Origin of the sequence: Microbacterium sp. CFBP 13617 (assembly GCF_014839445.1) — a bacterium.
In the GTDB taxonomy this organism is placed as follows: domain Bacteria; phylum Actinomycetota; class Actinomycetes; order Actinomycetales; family Microbacteriaceae; genus Microbacterium.
In genome coordinates this window covers 364990-380620 of sequence record NZ_JACYNW010000003.1, presented here as the reverse complement: position 1 = coordinate 380620, position 15631 = coordinate 364990, and the positions used below count along the sequence as shown (strand labels likewise).

The window sequence follows — 15631 nt, the reverse complement described above, 5'->3', positions numbered from 1 at the left end:
GGTGCGCGACGCCGTATGACGAGGAACCCGCCTTCGGGTGAGCCCCGCGGGCCGCGCCGAGGCTCAGGCGGGGGCGGCCGCGTCGCGGATGATGTCGGCGAGCGCCGCCGGGTCTTCTTCCTGCACGTTGTGGCCGGTGGGGAGCACGCGCACGGCGGCACCGGGCACCCGTTCGACGAACTGGTCGGCGTCGGCCGCGGTGACGAAACCGCGTTCCCCGCGGATCAGCGTGATCGGGGCGACGACACCGGCCACGTCGTCCCATCCGGTGCTCGAGAGCACCGCGCGAACGGCATCCGGGGTCGTCGCGTCGGCACCGGCGTTCGCCGCCGCTGCGGCGAGGTGGGCGAAGTGATGCTTCCACTCGACGCGGCCGTCGTCCCGCACGCGGGAGTTGAGGAAGACCCCGCGTTCCGCGGCGTCGCGCGTGCCGCCGAGCCCGAACGACACAGCGCGGTCGACCAGCTCGTCGCGCGACGCCCAGTCGGTGGGGCCGGCGAAGAACGCGCGGATCTGCGCGGGTCCGGCGCTCGGATCGACCCCCGGGGTGATGTCGACGACCACGAGACGCGCGATGAGCTCGGGACGGGACGCCGCGACGGCGGCCGCCGTGAGCCCGCCGAGCGAGTGTCCGACCAGCGTCTGCGGGCCCTCGGTCCAGGCTTCGAGGGCGATCGCGACGTCGGGGGCCAGCACGCGCGCCACGTAGGCGGCATCGTCGCGCCACGAGGAGTCGCCGTGGCCCGGCAGGTCGAGGGCGAGGGCGGGGATCCCCAGGTGGAGCAGCGTCGTGTCCCACGTGTGGGCGTTCAGCCCGGCGCCGTGCAGCAGGGTGACCTCGGGCGGAGCATCGCCCCACCGCAGGCCGCTCAGCGTGCGTCCGTCGGGCAGGGTGAGCTGCACCCGCTCGACGGAGGGGACGTCGAGGCCGAGATCGTCGGCCTGCGCGGGAAGGAACGAGAACTCGTCGACCTCGGGCATGACAGCCACCCTGTCATCGAGGGCGCGGATGCCGCCACCTCGGCGCCTCGCGGCGTCACGGTGGGCGTCACGGTCGGCGCCGGATCGACGGCATGACGCGACCGGTGGGTCGGCGAACGCGGCACCGGTCGCACCCGCCCGCCGTAGGCTGTCGCCATGGGCGAGGAACAGCGCGTGCACCTGTCGAAGAAGGCTCCCGAGGCCTATGCGGCCCTGCGGTCGTTCTCGACCACGGTCGGCCGGATCGCCGCCGAAGCCGGCATCGACGCGCGGCTGCGCGAGATCGTGCAGATCCATGCGTCGCAGCTCAACGGCTGCGCCTTCTGCGTGCGCGTGCACGTCGACGCGGCGGTGAAGGCCGGCCTCGACGCCGACGTCATCGCCCAGATCGCGACCTGGCGCGAGTCGGGGGTCTTCGACGAGCGGGAGCGGGCGGCGCTCGAACTGACCGAATCGTTCACGTTCATCCACGAAGACGGCATTCCCGACGAGGTGTACGACCAGGCCGGCGGCATCTTGAGCGAGCAGGAGTACGTCGCTCTCAGCTGGGTGCTCGTGGCGATCAACGCCTTCAACCGCGTGGCGATCGCGGGTCGGTACCCCGTTCCCCCGCGCGGGGGGTCCGCCGGGGGCGTCGTCGACGGCCCCGCCCCCGCCGCCCACCTCCACGGCGAGGACCCCGCGTGACCGGGTCGTCCGCGTCGCGATCGTCCGCGTCGCGATCGCTCGTGTCGGGTGCGACGAACTTCCGCGACGTCGGAGGTCTGCCGACCCGAGAGGGACGCACGCGTGAGGGGGTGCTGTTCCGCTCCGGCAACCTCGTGCACCTCGACGACGCCGGGGTGCAGACGCTGCGTGAGCTCGGCATCCGGCGCGTGATCGACCTGCGCGACGAGGCCGAGGTGGCCCACGCGCCCAGCCGCTTCGACGACGTGCCGGTCGACGTGCAGCACACCCCGCTGTTCCTCGGATCGGTGGCGTCGTTCTTCGCGCGTGATCTGAGCCTGGCCGACATGTACGACGGCATCGTCGACGACTCCGCCGACCGCGTCGTCGAGGTGGTGCGCGGCCTGCTCGACGCCCAGCCCGTGCTCGTGCACTGCACCGTCGGCAAGGACCGCACGGGGGTCACGGTCGCGATCGCGCTCGCCGCGGCGGGGGTGGATCGCGAGGCCGTCATCGCCGACTACGCGCGCACCGAGGCTCTGCTGCCCGTCGAACGCAACGCCGCCGTGCTCGCCGCGATCCGCGCGGTGCATCCCGGCAACGTGCACGTCGAGGACTTGGCGACCCGGTCTCCGGCGCCGGTGATGCGTGCACTGCTCGACCGGCTCGACCGCGAGTACGGCTCGCCGGCGGGCTACTTGCGGGCGCACGGGCTGAGCGACGACGAGCTGCGTCGGCTGCGTGCGGTGCTGGTGGGCTGAACCGCGGGGGCCTAAGCCCGCCGTCTCGTCGACGTCGAGATACAAAGGGGGAACTCAGGTTAGGCAACCCTTCACTCGCGGTATAGTGGGAGCCATCATGACCACCTCCACCGAGCACAACGACGCCGCGTGCCGCACGTCGCGGCACACCCGCGTGCAGCACCTGGTGACCGCCGACGAGACCTCTCTCGTCGAGCTCCAAGCTCTGCTCGCGACCTTGCCGATCTGCTCGACCGGGCGGGTGTTCGTCGAGGTGCCCGATGAGTCGTGGATCGGACGCATCGCCGCCCCCGCGCGCATGACGCTCTCGTGGTTCGATCGCTCGCGCCGTGGCGGCGCCCCCGGCACCGGCCGCGGTTGCGCTCCGGGCGAGGCCCTGGCACGGGCCGTCGCCGGCTGGTCCGGCGAGATGCTGTGCTGCGACGACGACGCCACGCGCGTGTTCCTGCTGGGCGGCTACCTGGGTACCGCCGAGATCGTCGACGACCTGGTCGCGCGTCACGGCGTCGACGCGCAGTCGATCCACACGCCCGAGCGCTTCGGTCTGGCGACCGCACGCTGAAGCGGGCCTCGCGGCGTCGCGAGGACCCCGCGGCCGTCGACACCGACGGTGACGGGCAGGTTCAGCTGCCCCGCGGCACGTAGTTGCCCTCGATCAGGCCCGCCTCGATCTCGAAGCGGTTGCCCAGGGGATCGCGGCCTGCGAGCGCGTAGAGCACGGGCATGAGAAAGCCGTAGCGACGCCACTGGCGGTGATGTACGGCTTCGTGTCCGAGGACGACGTCGGTGGGCCGCACGTCTCCGGTGAGGAAGCAGCCCCCGACGCACACTCCGCCGCGCGGGAACGCCCACGAGGGCAGGCCGCGGAACACCCAGAGGCCCTGCCGCTTCTCGATGCGGCCGGTGCTCCACAGCGATCCCCACACCCACCCGACCGTGCAGCCGTACCAGTAGCCGACGCGGCTGACGGGGGAGTCGAGCAGCACGGGGGGAATGAAGCGGTCCCAGACGCGACCGCGCGCGACGGCGCGGTCCGCGCGCTCGCGCCAGCCGGCCGGAGGGGGCGGGAGGGGGCTCATGCCAGGGCTCCGATCAGTCGAAGGATCGTCCCGAGGTCGTCCACGGCGGCGGCGGGCGACGACGGCGAGAACTCGGTCAGGGTCGCCCCCGCCATCGGCGTCCGTTCTCTCAGACGACGAATGGATGCCACGACGTCGGCCGTGCGCGCACCGAAAGGCACGGGGTGGGCGACGCCGGAGATCTCGGCGGGATCGAGGACGTCGAGATCGACGTGCACGTAGACGCGCGAGGCCCCGGTGGCGACGACCGCGTCGGCCAGGGTGTCGGGGTCGGCCAACGCGTCGGCCGAGACGACGCGCACGGCGTTGTCGTCGACGTAGCGCTGCTCCTCGTCGTCGAGCGATCGGGTGCCCGCCAGCACGAGACGCGAGGCGGCGATGCCGGGGTGCAGGCGCAGAGGGTCTTCGCCCTCGCCCGTGATCGCGCGCAGCACCATGCCGGTGAACGCGCCGCTGGGGGAGGAGGCGGGGGTGTGGAGGTCGGGGTGCGCGTCGATCCACACGACGGCGAGGTCGTCGTCGGCCACGGCCGCCACCGCGCCGAGGGCGACGCCGCAATCGCCGCCCACCACGATCGCCGGTTCGGCGGAACCGCGTACGGCGTCTTCGATGCGCTCGCGCATGCGCCAGAGGGCGGTGAGCCGGTGGATGCGCGTGCCCTGGGCGTCTCCGGCCTCGGTCGGGGCCTCGAGCACCGTCGTCGAGGCGCGGGGCAGGTCACCGGCGATGGCATCGGCGCCGTCGATGAGCTGCATCGCCCGCGACGACGACGAGCCCTGCCACTGCGGGGCGACGATGAAACGCGTCATGGGTGTTCCTCGCGAAGAGACGAGAGTGCATCGCCCGGCGGGCCGGGCGATGCACTCTCGGTGTCGATCAGAGGTCGGGGCTGGGCGCGTCGATCGCGGCGCGCTGGGGGCCGCCGACCTTCAGCGCGGCGAGACGTGCCTCGACCTCGGTGAGCTCGCCCACGTCGTCGAGCGCGTTGAACTGGGCGTCGATGCTGGAGGCGGCGAGCTCCTGCTTGCCGGCGGCGAGGGCTTCTTCGCGACGGATCTTGTCTTCGAAACGGCCGAGCTCGCTGGTGGGGTCGAGCACGTCGATCGACTTGACGGCATCGTGCACCTTGTTCTGGGCCTCGGCGACCTTGGCGCGGGCCAGCAGCTCGCTGCGCTTGGAGCGCAGCTGCTCGAGCTTGCCCTTCATGCCGTTGAGGCCGTCCTTGAGCTTGTCGACGACCTCGGTCTGCGACGCGATCGTGGGCGCGGCCGACTTCGCCTCGCTCTCGGCGGTGATCTGACGCTGCAGGGCGATCTTCGCGAGGTTGTCGAACTTGTCGGCTTCGCTCGCGTTGCCGGTGGCGCGCAGCTCGTCGCCCTTACGGCTGGCGGCGAGGGCCTTGTTGCCCCACTCGGCGGCCGCCTGCACGTCTTCTTGGTGGTCGCGCTCGAGCAGACGCAGGTTACCGATGGTCTCGGCGATGGCCGACTCGGCGTCGGCGATCGAGTTCGAGTAATCGCGCACGAGCTGGTCGAGCATCTTCTGCGGGTCCTCGGCCTGATCGAGGAGCGAATTGATGTTCGCGCGAACGAGGGTCGAGATGCGACCGAAGATGGACTGCTTGGCCATGCGGGGTGTTCCTTCCTGAGGGCGACGATGTCGAGTCTGGTGTCGGATGCTACGAATTCTCTGTGATCGGCCCGGTCGCCGATAGGGGTGGATCAGCGTCGATTGACACGTCCTCCGCCGGAACGGCTGCGTCCGCCGCCGCCCCCGGCCCTGCCGCCTCCGCTGCGGGAGCGCCCGCCGCCGCCGAAGCCCCCGAACCCGCCCGAGCCGCCGCTCCGTCCGCCGCCGCCGAAGCCGCCGAGGCCACCCAGGCCGCCGCCGCCGAAGCCGCCGCGTCGGCCACCGCCGCCGAGCAGAGAGTTGATCGCGATCCCGCCGAGCAGAGCGCCCATCATGTCGCCGCCCCCGCCCTGACCCCCGCCGCCGCCGAAGGCGCCGACGTCGTTCTGGGCGAGCGACCCCGCCTGCGAGCCCAGCTGCGCGGCGCGCTGGGCGAGCGACAGCGCCGCCGCCGGGTCGGTGGAGCGCGTCTGCTCCGCCTGCACGAGGGCGGCGCCGGCCTCGGCCAGGCGCGTGCGTGCGGTGGGCCCCACGGCTCCGCGCCGTGCCGAGATGAAGTCCTCGGTCGCCGACACCTGGGCGCGGGCCTGGGCCAGCGTGCCGTCGAGTTGGCTCTCGGCGCGGCGGCGTCGCTCGGCGGCGTCACGGGCTTCGTCGAGCACGGCGTCGATGGTCGCGTTGGCCTGCTGCAACCCCTCGAGGGCGCGCAGGGGACTGGGGCGCGGGGGAGCCAGAGTCGCGCGGGCGGCGTCGAGCTGCGATCGCGCCGAGGCGGCCGCCCCGGCGATGCGTCCGTCGGTGTCGGTGAGCTGCGCCGCCGCCGCGAGGTCGCCCTCGATCTCGGCGACGAGTGCGCTCGCCCGCTGCTGCGCGTCGGCGAGGTCGGTGCCGAGGGTGGTGATCGCGCGCTCCAGCACGTCGGCCTGGGCGACCGCGGCTTGGGCGGCGCGGATGGCGACCGCCGCCTCGCCCGTGCGCCCGGCGCCGAGGGCCGCCTGCGCCGCGGCCGTCTGCTCAGCGGCGAGGTCGAGTCGGGCGCGCGCCTGCACGGGGTTGTCGGCGACGGTGGTCAGGGCGTCGTCGGCGTACTGCGCACGCAGACGCGCGAGATCCGCCTCGGCCGCAGCCAGGGCCGCCGCGACGGCCGTCTGCTGCTGCGTCGTGGCGGCCAGGGCGGCGGGGGCGTCGGCCTCCAGCGCCCGCAACTCGTCGAAGGCCGCGGTCTTGGCATCGAGTGCCGCGTCGGCGGCGGCGCACAGGCGCAGGATCTCGGCGTACCCGGCGCGCTGCTGCTCGGGGGTCTCGGGGGTCTCGTCGTCGAGCTGCTGCTGGATCGAGAAGGCCGCGTCGAGGTCGGCCTTGGCCTTGGCCAGCACCTCGACGAATGGTGCGGCGGCGGCGTCGCCGAACTGGGCGCGGGCGAAGCCGAGCTCCTGCTCGCTGGTCTTGACGGCGTCGTCGGTGGCGACCAGCGCCGACCCCGCGCGCCGGGAGAGGTCGTCGATGCTCTCGGCGGGGCCTCCCGCGGCGCCCGCCGTCGCGCGCCGACGGCGCAGGCCGAACCACACGAGTCCGCCCGCGATGGCCACGAGGAGCAGGCCCACCACCACGATGGGTCCGATCGCCGGTCCGCTCTGCGTGGCGGGAGTGGGCGGGGGAGCGGGCTGGTTGCCCCCCGCTTCGGAGTAGGCGGCGCGGATGCCGTCGGCCGCCGAGATCGCCGCCCCCGCGTCGTCGCCCGCGGCGAGCAGGGGCTGCACGCGTTCCTGTTCGATGGCGCCGAGCTGAGCGGCGCTCAATGCGCCGTCGTCGACGTCGCCCGAGAGGTAGAACGTGGCGGCGCCGTCTTCGATCGCGACGGCGAGCAGGTACTGGTGGGGTCCGAGCTGGTTGCGGTTGGCCGTCTCGTTCGCCCAGTCCTCGGCGGCGGGCGGGTCGGTGAACCCGTCGACGTACACGACCCACAGGTCGAGCCCCGTCTGCGTGGACAGCGTGATCATGCGCGACTGCACCTGCGCCTCTTGCGCATCGGTGAGCACGTCGGCCTGGTCGACGACGTAGCTGGAGCCCAGCGAGGGAGGGGGAACGGCGAGGGCCGCGAGAGGCCCGCCGAGGATTCCCCCCACGGCCAGCAGCAGAGTCGCCAGCACGTGTGCCGCCTTCGGCTTTCGCATGCCTCCCCTTTCGACGACTCGAAGTCCCCAGCCTATAAACGACCGCCGACACCGGGGAAGGACCGGCGCGTCCGCTGTCAGCGCACAATCGCGCCGCCTAGGCTCGAGCGTTCGGAGGTACCCATGGACGACCGTTACGGCACCGATGTGCTCGCCCGCGGCTGGCGCGACGCCGGACGCACCCCGCCCGCCCGCGTCGCGGCATCCGCAGACCTGGTCGTCGAAGTGGTCGGCGACGGATTCTGCGGGGCGGTGACCCGCGTCGACGGCATGAACGTCGAGCTCGAGGACCGCTTCGGCAAGCGACGCCTGTTCCCCCTCGGCGGCGGCTTCCTCGTCGACGGCGCCCCGGTCGTGCTCGACGCGCCGGCGGCGGCCCCGAAGGGACGCACGCGCACGGCCTCGGGCTCGTTCGCCGTCGCCGATCAGCGCGCCCGCACGGCCCGCGCGAGCCGCATCTTCGTCGAGGGCAAGCACGACGCCGAGCTCGTCGAGAAGGTCTGGGGCGCCGACCTGCGCGCCGAGGGCGTGGTCGTGGAGTTCCTCGAGGGCGTCGACCTGCTCGAGCAGGCACTGGATGCCGAGCCCCCCACCGCCGAGCGTCGCTACGGCGTTCTCGTCGACCACCTCGTGCCGAACTCCAAGGAGTCGCGGATCGCCGACAAGATCGCCCGAGGCCGCCACGGCGCGCACGTGCGGATCGTCGGCCACCCCTTCGTCGATGTCTGGCAGTGCGTCACGCCCCGCGCCCTCGGCATCGCCGCGTGGCCGGAGGTGCCCCGCGGCATCGAGTGGAAGGTCGGCGTCTGCCGCGCCCTCGGCTGGCCCGCCGAGGAGCAGGCCGACACGGCCCGCGCCTGGCAGCACATCCTGTCGCGCGTCACCACGTTCCGCGACCTCGAACCGGCCCTGCTCGGCCGCGTCGAGGAACTCATCGACTTCGTGACCGTCCCGTGAGCGGCCGCAAGCGTGCCACCTCGCGAGAGTCGCCGGAATCTGTCGCTCCCGCCGACGAGAAGCGACAGAATATGGCGACTCGCGCGGCGGATAGCCTGGGTGCCATGGATGCCGCGCCCGTCTTCCGCGACAAGCCCGTGTCGTTCGTCCGGCGCAGCGGACGCATGTCCGAGGCGCAGGACCGCGCCTGGGCGGAGTTCTCGCCGACCTACCTGCTCCCCGTCGAGCGGGGCGCGGCCACCACGAGCGTCAAAGAGGGATCGGCGATCGACCCGGTCGAGGTCTACGGCCGTCGGGCCCGCCTGACCGTCGAGATCGGTTCGGGCCAGGGGCACCAGATCGTGTCGGCCGCCGCCGCCGATCCCGACAACGACTTCCTCGCGGTCGAGGTGTTCACCGCCGGCCTCGCCCGCACCATGCTCGACGCCGACCGCGCGGGGGTGAAGAACCTCCGACTCGCCGAGGCCAACGCCCCCGAGGCGCTGGAGCACCTGCTGCCGACCGGCTCCGTCGACGAGCTGTGGGTGTTCTTCCCCGATCCCTGGCACAAGAACAAGCACACCAAGCGGCGACTGATCGCCCCCGATTTCGTCCGCGTAGCCGCCCTGGCGCTGCGGCCCGGGGCGACGCTGCGCCTCGCGACCGACTGGCAGGACTACGCCGACCAGATGCGCGAGGTGCTCGACGAGGCGCCCGAGTTCTCGCGGGCCTTCTCGGGCGACTGGGCGGAACGCTTCGAGGGCCGCGTGCTCACCGCGTTCGAGCAGAAGGGGCTGCGGGTGGGTCGCGACATCCGCGACCTGACGTACACGCGGGTGGCGCCGTGACCGCGCACGCCGCGGTCGCCGAGCGCGAGCGCTCCACGCTCTCGCTGAAACTCGTGCCGGCGCTGCTGGTCTGCCTCGCCGCCCCGGCGCTGTTCGTCGTACAGGTCATCTGGCTCGGCTGGCTGCTGCTGGCTCTGGCCGTGGCATCCGGAATCCTCGTCGACCGGCGCGCCGGCGTCGCCGTCCTCCCCGGTCGCGACCCCGAGCCGAGCATCGCCCGCGACGTCTCCCTCGTCGCCCTCGGTCAGTTCATCGTCAGCCTCATCCCGCTGCAGGCCGAGCTCGACAACGCCGCCTTCCTGCGTTTCACGCTCGCGCTGGGCGGGGCCGTGCTCGTGCCGTACGTGATCTCGAGGTTCGTCTACCGCGACCACGCGATCCGTTTCCCGTGGCGGGGCGGCGGGCGGTGGACGTGGTGGCAGTGGGCGTGGCTGGGCGGCGTGATCGTGCTCGGCTACCTGATCCTGCCGTTCTACTTCATCACCTCCGGCGTCTACATGAACTGGCCGGTCGTCAACACCCCCGAGATGATCGCGCGCCTGTTCGTCGGCGTGGGCGCGGTGGGGATCTGGGACGAGCTGTTCTTCATCTGCACGGTGTTCGTGCTCCTGCGCCGGCATTTCCCCGACCTCACGGCCAACCTGCTGCAGACGATCGTGTTCGTGTCGTTCCTATGGGAGCTCGGCTACCAGGCCTGGGGTCCGGCGCTGACGATCCCGTTCGCCCTCATCCAGGGCTTCCTCTTCTTGAAGACCCGTTCGCTCTGGTACGTCGTGACGGTGCACCTGCTGTTCGACGCCGTCGTCTTCGGGGTGTTGGTGCACGCCCACAACCCCGGCGCGGCATCGATCTTCCTCATCTGAGGTCGATCCCGGATGCCGGGCCCCGGCGTCGTTCGCGTCGTCCGACCCGTGCACGGGTGCTGCCCAGGCGCGCTCGCTAACCTGAGGGTCGGACGCCTCCCGCGTCCCCGGACGACGGATCAGTACCCGGACTGCGACAAGACTGGCCAAGGAGCACAGCCATGTCGTGGATCGTCCTCATCGTGTCCGGTGTCCTCGAGGCCGTCTGGGCCACCGCCCTCGGGCGTTCCGAGGGCTTCACCAAGCTCTGGCCGAGCGTCGTCTTCGGCGTCGCGCTGGTGGCATCCATGGGCGGGCTCGCCTATGCGATGCGGGACATCCCCACCGGCACGGCGTACGCGGTGTGGGTCGGCATCGGCGCCGCACTGACGGTGGTGGTCGCCATGATCAGCGGCGCCGAGGCGATCTCGGTCGTGAAGGTGCTGCTCGTGCTGGGCCTCGTCGGGTGCGTGATCGGCCTGAAACTGGTGGGCGACGCCCACTGACCAGGGCATTTCCTGAAAGTCAACCGCAGGGAACGTTCGGGTTGATCCGCTACTATCTGGCTTCACTGCACCTGTCCGGGCCCGACACCGTCGTCACTCGCCCACATCTTCCCCTGTGAAAGGTTCCGAGTGAGCGCACCGCCGAGCGAGCTTGCCTCCCCGACGCGTCCGTCGCGCGTCATCGAGCGACCGAGTCGACTCGACCGCTTGCGCGACTCCCGAGTGGGTCGCGCACTGCGTCAGTACGGGCACGACGTGCTGCGTACACCCGAGGGCATCGTCCCGGTCGAGCGCGGCGCGTTCACGCGCGTGCTGCTGCTGTGGGCCATCGCCCGCGCGGTCAACTTCGGTTTCCTGTGGGGCTTCTACTCGATCGCCAAGGCGGCGCGGTGGGGCTTCGGTCCCGACAGCGAGCGCCTCGGCACGTTCTTCGACTACCTGACCGGGTGGGACGCCGACCGCTACGGCCAGATCGCCGCGCAGGGCTACCCCACCTCGCTGCCGATGAACGTCTCGGGCGACATCCTTCCGAACAACTGGGCGTTCCTGCCGGTGTTCCCCACGATGGTGCGCGTGCTCTCGGGCGCGACGGGCCTGGGGTGGCAGCCGGTCGCGATCCTGCTCAGCCTGGGCGCGAGCCTGGGTGCGACCTGGCTGCTCTTCCTGCTGCTGCGCACGGTCACCAAGCCGCAGCCGGCGTGGTGGGCCGTGGTGTTCTTCTCCTTCGCCCCGATGTCGTTCCTCTTCGTGATCGGCTACAGCGAGGGCCTGTTCATGCTGCTGATGTTCGCCGGCATGCTGCTGGCGATCAAACGGCGTTACCTCTGGATCCTGCCGATCGGTCTGATGACGGCGTACACGCGTCCCGGGGTTCTGGCCCTGGGGTTGGCGCTCGGCATGGTCTTCCTGGTGCGGTTCTTCCGACGCCGGGTCGACCCGTTCCCCGTGCGCGAGTGGGCCTCGCTCATGGCGAGCGGGCTCGTCATCGCCGCCGCGGGACTGTCGTGGAACCACATCGCGCAGCACTTCACGGGCACGCACAACGCCTACATCCGCACCGAGCTCGGATGGTGGCTCGACTACGTCGGAAACGACGAGTTCACCCCGTTCACGCCGTGGTTCCGTCAGGCGGGAACGCACCTGGGCGTCGTGGGCATCATCCTGGTCGTCGCCCTGATCGTGGCCTTCCTGGCCCTGATGTGGTCGCGTCCCGTTCGCCGCATGGGCCTCATGGTCGTCACCTACGGCTTCAGCTACGGCATCTACATCCTGGCCGTGTTCCTCCCGCAGCAGAGCACGTTCCGACTGCTCATGCCGATGGCGCCCCTGATGGGCGACGAACGGTGGTCGTCGACGCCCCGGCGTCGCACGGCGATCCTCGTCGGATGCCTCGTGTTGCAGGTCGTGGCGATCCTGCTGCTGTGGACCCGCGGCAACCCGTGATCCGCTGACCTCTGAACGACGAAGGGGCGACGCCGTGACGGCGTCGCCCCTTCGTCGTTCTCACGGGCGTCAGTCGGGTCGGCCGGCCGGATCGATGGCGTCGATCATGTCCTGCTCGACGGCGTTGTCGGCATCCATCTCGGCGGTGCCGACCGCGCCGCTCTCGTCGTCGGCGAAGGCTCCCGCGGAGTCGTCGTCGTGACCGGCCGGTGCGGGCGCGGTCTCGGGAGCGAGCGGCACCGTGGGTTCGGCGGGGGTCGGGACCGTCGGTTCCGACGGGGTCGGAGCGAGCGGTTCGTCGGGAATCGACGGGGTTCCCGGGTCGGAGGGAGCCTGGGGGAGGGGGGTCGGGGTGCTCATGCCCCCACTCTGGGTGCCGCGTGCCGATCGGGCGACCCCCTTTCCGCCGGACCCCGCGGGGTGTACCGGCGCTAGGCTCGACGACGGGGGAACGACGTGAAGGGAAAGACGTGTCCACGGCGCACGATGTGACGCGACGCGAGGCGATCGCGCAGTACCGACTTGTCGGCGAACCATCCGAGCCCGATCTTCAGGGGCTCGTCGAGCTCGCGGCGACCATCTGCGGGGTTCCCACCGCGGTGATCAACATCATCGACGATCGCATGCAGCACCAGATCGCGGCGGTCGGCATCCAGGCGGCGTCGTGCGCCCGCGAGGACTCCATGTGCGCCGCGGTCATCAGCACGCCCGGACGCGTCGTCGTGCCCGACGCGCGTCTCGACGAACGGTTCGCGCGGAGTGGTTTCGTCACGGGCGAGATTGCCCACGTGCGTTTCTACGCGTCGAGCCCCCTGATCACCCCGGCCGGTGTCGCGATCGGAACGCTGTGCGTCTTCGACGACGTGGTCGGAGAACTCTCGGATGCCAGCAGCCGCGCCCTCGATCTGCTCGCCCACCAGGTGATCGACGTGCTCGAGCTGCGTCGCGTGCAGCGCGACCTGATCGAATCGAACGCGTCGCTCGAGCACTTCGCCGTGCAGGTCAGTCACGACCTGCGCAACCCGCTGACGGCGCTGACGGGCTTCATCGAGCTCGCCTCGGACAGCCCCGAGATGGCGGCCGCGCCGCGCGCGGCGCAGTCGCTCGTCCGCGCAGAGGCCGCCGCCGGACGCATGACGTCGATGGTCACCGACCTGCTCGACTTCGCGCGCATGGGGGGCACGCGCCCCCACCTCGTCGAGGTCGACGTCGCCGACACCGTCGATGCGGTGCTCGAAGACCTCGACGGCGCTCTCGTGCGCACCGGCGCCGAGGTGACCGTCGACGCCTCGGCCCGGGTGATCGCCGATGACACTCTGCTCCGCGTGCTGCTGCAGAACCTCATCGCCAACGCGGTGAAGTTCACGGTGGCCGCCGAGAAGACGCCGACCATCCGCGTGAGCGTCGAGGTCCTGCCCGACGGCTGGCGCATCAGCGTCGACGACAACGGCGAGGCGGTCGAGCCCGAGCTGCGCGAACGCGTGTTCGAGCCCATGCAACGCGGCCACGGCGGCGAGGTCCCGGGCATCGGCATCGGCCTGGCGACGTGCCGGCGCATCGTCGACGCACATCGGGGATCGATCGGACTCGACGCCTCGCCCGCCGGAGGTACCCGGGCCTGGTTCGTGCTCCCTCTGCAAGACGCCGCCTGACCGATACCGGCCGCAGCCGTCGGACGCAACCATCGCGACACGGTGCCGCGTGAGCCGTAGCGTGGGCCCATCGAGACGCGGCGGCCCCGTCATCCGTCTCGCCCGAACCCCGCCGCCGAGGAGGAGCGTCCCATGGCCCGCAATGTGCGACTGATGCGCTGCACCCCCGACGACGTCTTCCGCGTTCTGGCGAACGGGTGGCTCTACCCCCTGTGGGTGGTGGGGACCTCGCGGATGCGCGACGTCTCCGAGGCCTGGCCGGCCGAGGGCTCCACGCTTCACCACTCCTTCGGGTCGTGGCCCGCCCTGATCAACGACACCACCACCATGCGCGTGTGGGAGCCGCCGTATCGCGCGGTGCTCGAACCGCACGGCGGTCCCATCGGTGTCGCCCGCGTGGCGATCGACGTGAAGGCGCGCGGTGACATGTGCGTCGTCCGTATTCAGGAAGAGCCGGTCACCGGTCCGACGACCCTGCTTCCCGATACGGTCTTCGACGCGATCACGCGCTGGCGCAACGCCGAGACCCTGCACCGCCTCGCCTACTTGGCGGAGGGGGGCGCCCCCGGAACACAGGGCGGAGCGTCGGCCCTCGGGCACGAATCCACCGCTCAGAGGGAGCCGATCGACCGATGAGCGAGACCTACGACGCGATCATCGTCGGATCCGGACCCAACGGCTTGGCCGCGGCGGTCACCCTGGCGCGCGCGGGGTTGTCGGTCGCGGTGTACGAGCGTTCGACGACCTTCGGGGGCGCCGCCTCAACGGCCGAACTGACCCTGCCGGGTTTCCGGCACGACGTGGGCTCGGCGGTTCATCCCCTCGCCCTCGAATCGTGGTTCTTCCGCGAGTTCGGTCTCGATCGGCGCGTGCCGCTCATCGTTCCCGAGATCTCGTACGCGCACCCCCTCGACGGCGGACGCGCCGGGCTCGCCTACCGCGATCTCTCCCGCGCGGCCGAGGGCCTGGGCGTCGACGGTCCCGCCTATGAACGCCTCATGCGTCCCCTCGTCGATCACCTGCGCGGGGTCGCCGACTTCACCGGCAACGCCCTCCTGCGTGTGCCGGGGGACCCCCTCGCGGCCTTCTTCTTCGGCATCCGCTCTCTCGAGCAGGGCGGGCCCTGGTGGAACGCGCGGTTCCGCGAAGACGTCGCGCCGGCGCTGGCCACCGGTGTCTCCGCGCACACGATCCTGCACCAGCCGAGCCTCGCGGCGGGCGGCGCCGGTCTCGTGCTCGCCACCTACGGGCACGGCCGCGGATGGCCGATCCCCGTCGGCGGCAGCCAGTCGATCGCCGACGCGATGATCGCCGACATCCGCGCGCACGGGGGCGTGTTGCACGCGGGCGTCGAGGTCACCGCTCTCGAGGAGTTGCCGCCGTCGCGGGCGGTGCTGCTCGACACGACGCCGCGGGCATTGATCCGCCTGGCCGGTGACCGGATGCCGGCGGGGTACCGCCGCGCCCTGCAGCGGTTCCGCTACGGCGGGGGCGTCGCGAAGGTCGACTTCGCGCTGAGCGACCCCGTGCCGTGGACCCATCCCGACATCGGCGACGCCGGAACGGTGCACATCGGCGGGACACGAGCCGAGATCGCCGCGGCCGAGAACGCCGTCGCGCGCGGCGATCTGCCCGACGCGCCGTACGTGCTCGCCGCGCAGCCGACGCTCTTCGACCCCACCCGCGCGCCCGAGGGCAAGCACGTGCTCTGGGCGTACACGCATGTGCCGGCGGGAAGCCCCGCCGACCGTGAGGAGGCGGTGGTGCGCCAGATCGAGCGCTTCGCGCCCGGCTTCCGCGACACGGTTCTGGCCTCGTCGTCGCGCACGGCCGTCGACATCGCCGCGTGGAACCCGAACTTCCCCGGCGGCGACATCTCGGCGGGCGCGCCGACGCTCCCTCAGCTGCTGGGGCGGCCGGTGTACAGCCCCGACCCCTGGCGCACCCCGATGAAGGGCGTGTACCTGTGCTCCTCGTCGACGAGTCCGGGGCCGGGGGTGCACGGCCTCGCCGGGTGGCAGGCGGCCCTCAGCGCCCTGCGGCACGAGTTCGGCACGCGCCTGCGGCCCGACCTCGCCCCGCGCGCCGACCAGGTCTTCACCTCGGCGCCCTGA

The 15631-nt window shown here is 71.9% G+C and carries 17 protein-coding genes and 1 riboswitch; of the genes, 11 read left to right on the top strand and 6 right to left on the bottom strand.

Features of this window, described 5'->3' with window-relative positions:
- Nucleotides 1-63: 63 nt before the first annotated feature.
- Nucleotides 64-981 (bottom strand): alpha/beta fold hydrolase, encoded by a 918-nt coding sequence (locus IFU40_RS10325; protein WP_191926259.1) that lies wholly within the window; start codon nucleotides 979-981, stop codon nucleotides 64-66.
- A gap of 156 nt (nucleotides 982-1137) precedes the next feature.
- Here IFU40_RS10325 and IFU40_RS10320 point away from each other — a divergent pair, with 156 nt between their 5' ends.
- The 3 genes from IFU40_RS10320 (at nucleotide 1138) to IFU40_RS10310 (ending at nucleotide 2970) form a co-directional block, all read left to right on the top strand.
- Complete coding sequence (locus IFU40_RS10320; protein WP_249404164.1) at nucleotides 1138-1668, top strand: carboxymuconolactone decarboxylase family protein; 531 nt, start codon at nucleotides 1138-1140, stop codon at nucleotides 1666-1668.
- Nucleotides 1665-2408: a tyrosine-protein phosphatase gene (locus IFU40_RS10315; RefSeq protein WP_191926258.1), complete on the top strand. Its 744-nt coding sequence runs from the start codon at nucleotides 1665-1667 to the stop codon at nucleotides 2406-2408. The genes IFU40_RS10320 and IFU40_RS10315 overlap by 4 nt, the downstream gene beginning before the upstream one ends.
- 97 nt (nucleotides 2409-2505) lie before the next feature.
- Nucleotides 2506-2970, top strand: a complete 465-nt coding sequence (locus IFU40_RS10310) for an SIP domain-containing protein (protein WP_191926257.1) — start codon at nucleotides 2506-2508, stop codon at nucleotides 2968-2970.
- Nucleotides 2971-3031: 61 nt separating this feature from the next.
- On the opposite strand, the gene IFU40_RS10305 is transcribed toward IFU40_RS10310, so the two are convergent.
- The 4 genes from IFU40_RS10305 to IFU40_RS17050 all read right to left on the bottom strand — a co-directional run bounded on the left by IFU40_RS10305 (nucleotide 3032) and on the right by IFU40_RS17050 (nucleotide 7290).
- Nucleotides 3032-3487 carry a Fe-S oxidoreductase gene (locus IFU40_RS10305; RefSeq protein WP_191926256.1) on the bottom strand — a complete coding sequence of 152 codons (456 nt, stop codon included), beginning with the start codon at nucleotides 3485-3487 and terminating at the stop codon, nucleotides 3032-3034.
- Complete coding sequence (locus tag IFU40_RS10300; protein ID WP_191926255.1) at nucleotides 3484-4296, bottom strand: arginase family protein; 813 nt, start codon at nucleotides 4294-4296, stop codon at nucleotides 3484-3486. The genes IFU40_RS10305 and IFU40_RS10300 overlap by 4 nt, the downstream gene beginning before the upstream one ends.
- A 67-nt stretch (nucleotides 4297-4363) precedes the next feature.
- Nucleotides 4364-5116, bottom strand: coding sequence for a PspA/IM30 family protein (locus IFU40_RS10295; RefSeq protein WP_055834714.1), 753 nt, complete (start codon nucleotides 5114-5116; stop codon nucleotides 4364-4366).
- A 92-nt stretch (nucleotides 5117-5208) separates the two neighbouring features.
- Nucleotides 5209-7290, bottom strand: a complete 2082-nt coding sequence (locus IFU40_RS17050; RefSeq protein ID WP_191926254.1) for a TPM domain-containing protein — start codon at nucleotides 7288-7290, stop codon at nucleotides 5209-5211.
- Nucleotides 7291-7413: 123 nt separating this feature from the next.
- Here IFU40_RS17050 and IFU40_RS10285 point away from each other — a divergent pair, with 123 nt between their 5' ends.
- The 5 genes from IFU40_RS10285 to IFU40_RS10265 all read left to right on the top strand — a co-directional run bounded on the left by IFU40_RS10285 (nucleotide 7414) and on the right by IFU40_RS10265 (nucleotide 11865).
- On the top strand, nucleotides 7414-8247 hold the full coding sequence (locus tag IFU40_RS10285; protein ID WP_191915246.1) for a DUF3097 domain-containing protein: 834 nt from the start codon (nucleotides 7414-7416) through the stop codon (nucleotides 8245-8247).
- 104 nt (nucleotides 8248-8351) lie between these two features.
- Nucleotides 8352-9074 carry a tRNA (guanosine(46)-N7)-methyltransferase TrmB gene (gene trmB, locus IFU40_RS10280; protein WP_070408316.1) on the top strand — a complete coding sequence of 241 codons (723 nt, stop codon included), beginning with the start codon at nucleotides 8352-8354 and terminating at the stop codon, nucleotides 9072-9074.
- Nucleotides 9071-9937, top strand: coding sequence for a CPBP family intramembrane glutamic endopeptidase (locus IFU40_RS10275; RefSeq protein ID WP_191926253.1), 867 nt, complete (start codon nucleotides 9071-9073; stop codon nucleotides 9935-9937). The genes trmB and IFU40_RS10275 overlap by 4 nt, the downstream gene beginning before the upstream one ends.
- A gap of 86 nt (nucleotides 9938-10023) precedes the next feature.
- A riboswitch (guanidine-III (ykkC-III) riboswitch) is annotated at nucleotides 10024-10088 on the top strand.
- 10 nt (nucleotides 10089-10098) lie between these two features.
- The gene (locus IFU40_RS10270) at nucleotides 10099-10422 is read left to right on the top strand and encodes a DMT family transporter (RefSeq protein WP_055834729.1); all 324 of its coding nucleotides are present in this window, start codon (nucleotides 10099-10101) and stop codon (nucleotides 10420-10422) included.
- Between the two features lie 207 nt (nucleotides 10423-10629).
- Entirely contained in the window at nucleotides 10630-11865 is a 1236-nt protein-coding gene (locus IFU40_RS10265) for a hypothetical protein (protein ID WP_191926252.1), read from the top strand.
- A gap of 69 nt (nucleotides 11866-11934) precedes the next feature.
- Here IFU40_RS10265 and IFU40_RS10260 read toward each other — a convergent pair whose 3' ends face one another.
- Nucleotides 11935-12225 (bottom strand): hypothetical protein, encoded by a 291-nt coding sequence (locus tag IFU40_RS10260; protein WP_191915250.1) that lies wholly within the window; start codon nucleotides 12223-12225, stop codon nucleotides 11935-11937.
- Between the two features lie 110 nt (nucleotides 12226-12335).
- Here IFU40_RS10260 and IFU40_RS10255 point away from each other — a divergent pair, with 110 nt between their 5' ends.
- The 3 genes from IFU40_RS10255 (at nucleotide 12336) to IFU40_RS10245 (ending at nucleotide 15631) form a co-directional block, all read left to right on the top strand.
- Nucleotides 12336-13517 carry a sensor histidine kinase gene (locus IFU40_RS10255; protein WP_070408314.1) on the top strand — a complete coding sequence of 394 codons (1182 nt, stop codon included), beginning with the start codon at nucleotides 12336-12338 and terminating at the stop codon, nucleotides 13515-13517.
- Between the two features lie 132 nt (nucleotides 13518-13649).
- Nucleotides 13650-14153: an SRPBCC family protein gene (locus tag IFU40_RS10250; RefSeq protein WP_070408313.1), complete on the top strand. Its 504-nt coding sequence runs from the start codon at nucleotides 13650-13652 to the stop codon at nucleotides 14151-14153.
- Nucleotides 14150-15631, top strand: a complete 1482-nt coding sequence (locus tag IFU40_RS10245; RefSeq protein ID WP_191926251.1) for a phytoene desaturase family protein — start codon at nucleotides 14150-14152, stop codon at nucleotides 15629-15631. The genes IFU40_RS10250 and IFU40_RS10245 overlap by 4 nt, the downstream gene beginning before the upstream one ends.

Excerpts from the sequence above, each read along its gene's own strand:
- IFU40_RS10325 (WP_191926259.1), bottom strand. The coding sequence starts at position 981 with ATGCCCGAGGTCGACGAGTTCTCGTTCCTTCCCGCGCAGGCCGACGAT.
- IFU40_RS10320 (WP_249404164.1), top strand. The coding sequence starts at position 1,138 with ATGGGCGAGGAACAGCGCGTGCACCTGTCGAAGAAGGCTCCCGAGGCC.
- IFU40_RS10310 (WP_191926257.1), top strand. The coding sequence starts at position 2,506 with ATGACCACCTCCACCGAGCACAACGACGCCGCGTGCCGCACGTCGCGG.
- IFU40_RS10305 (WP_191926256.1), bottom strand. The coding sequence starts at position 3,487 with ATGAGCCCCCTCCCGCCCCCTCCGGCCGGCTGGCGCGAGCGCGCGGAC.
- IFU40_RS10300 (WP_191926255.1), bottom strand. The coding sequence starts at position 4,296 with ATGACGCGTTTCATCGTCGCCCCGCAGTGGCAGGGCTCGTCGTCGTCG.
- IFU40_RS10295 (WP_055834714.1), bottom strand. The coding sequence starts at position 5,116 with ATGGCCAAGCAGTCCATCTTCGGTCGCATCTCGACCCTCGTTCGCGCG.
- IFU40_RS17050 (WP_191926254.1), bottom strand. The coding sequence starts at position 7,290 with ATGCGAAAGCCGAAGGCGGCACACGTGCTGGCGACTCTGCTGCTGGCC.
- IFU40_RS10285 (WP_191915246.1), top strand. The coding sequence starts at position 7,414 with ATGGACGACCGTTACGGCACCGATGTGCTCGCCCGCGGCTGGCGCGAC.
- trmB (WP_070408316.1), top strand. The coding sequence starts at position 8,352 with ATGGATGCCGCGCCCGTCTTCCGCGACAAGCCCGTGTCGTTCGTCCGG.
- IFU40_RS10270 (WP_055834729.1), top strand. The coding sequence starts at position 10,099 with ATGTCGTGGATCGTCCTCATCGTGTCCGGTGTCCTCGAGGCCGTCTGG.
- IFU40_RS10260 (WP_191915250.1), bottom strand. The coding sequence starts at position 12,225 with ATGAGCACCCCGACCCCCCTCCCCCAGGCTCCCTCCGACCCGGGAACC.
- IFU40_RS10250 (WP_070408313.1), top strand. The coding sequence starts at position 13,650 with ATGGCCCGCAATGTGCGACTGATGCGCTGCACCCCCGACGACGTCTTC.
- IFU40_RS10245 (WP_191926251.1), top strand. The coding sequence starts at position 14,150 with ATGAGCGAGACCTACGACGCGATCATCGTCGGATCCGGACCCAACGGC.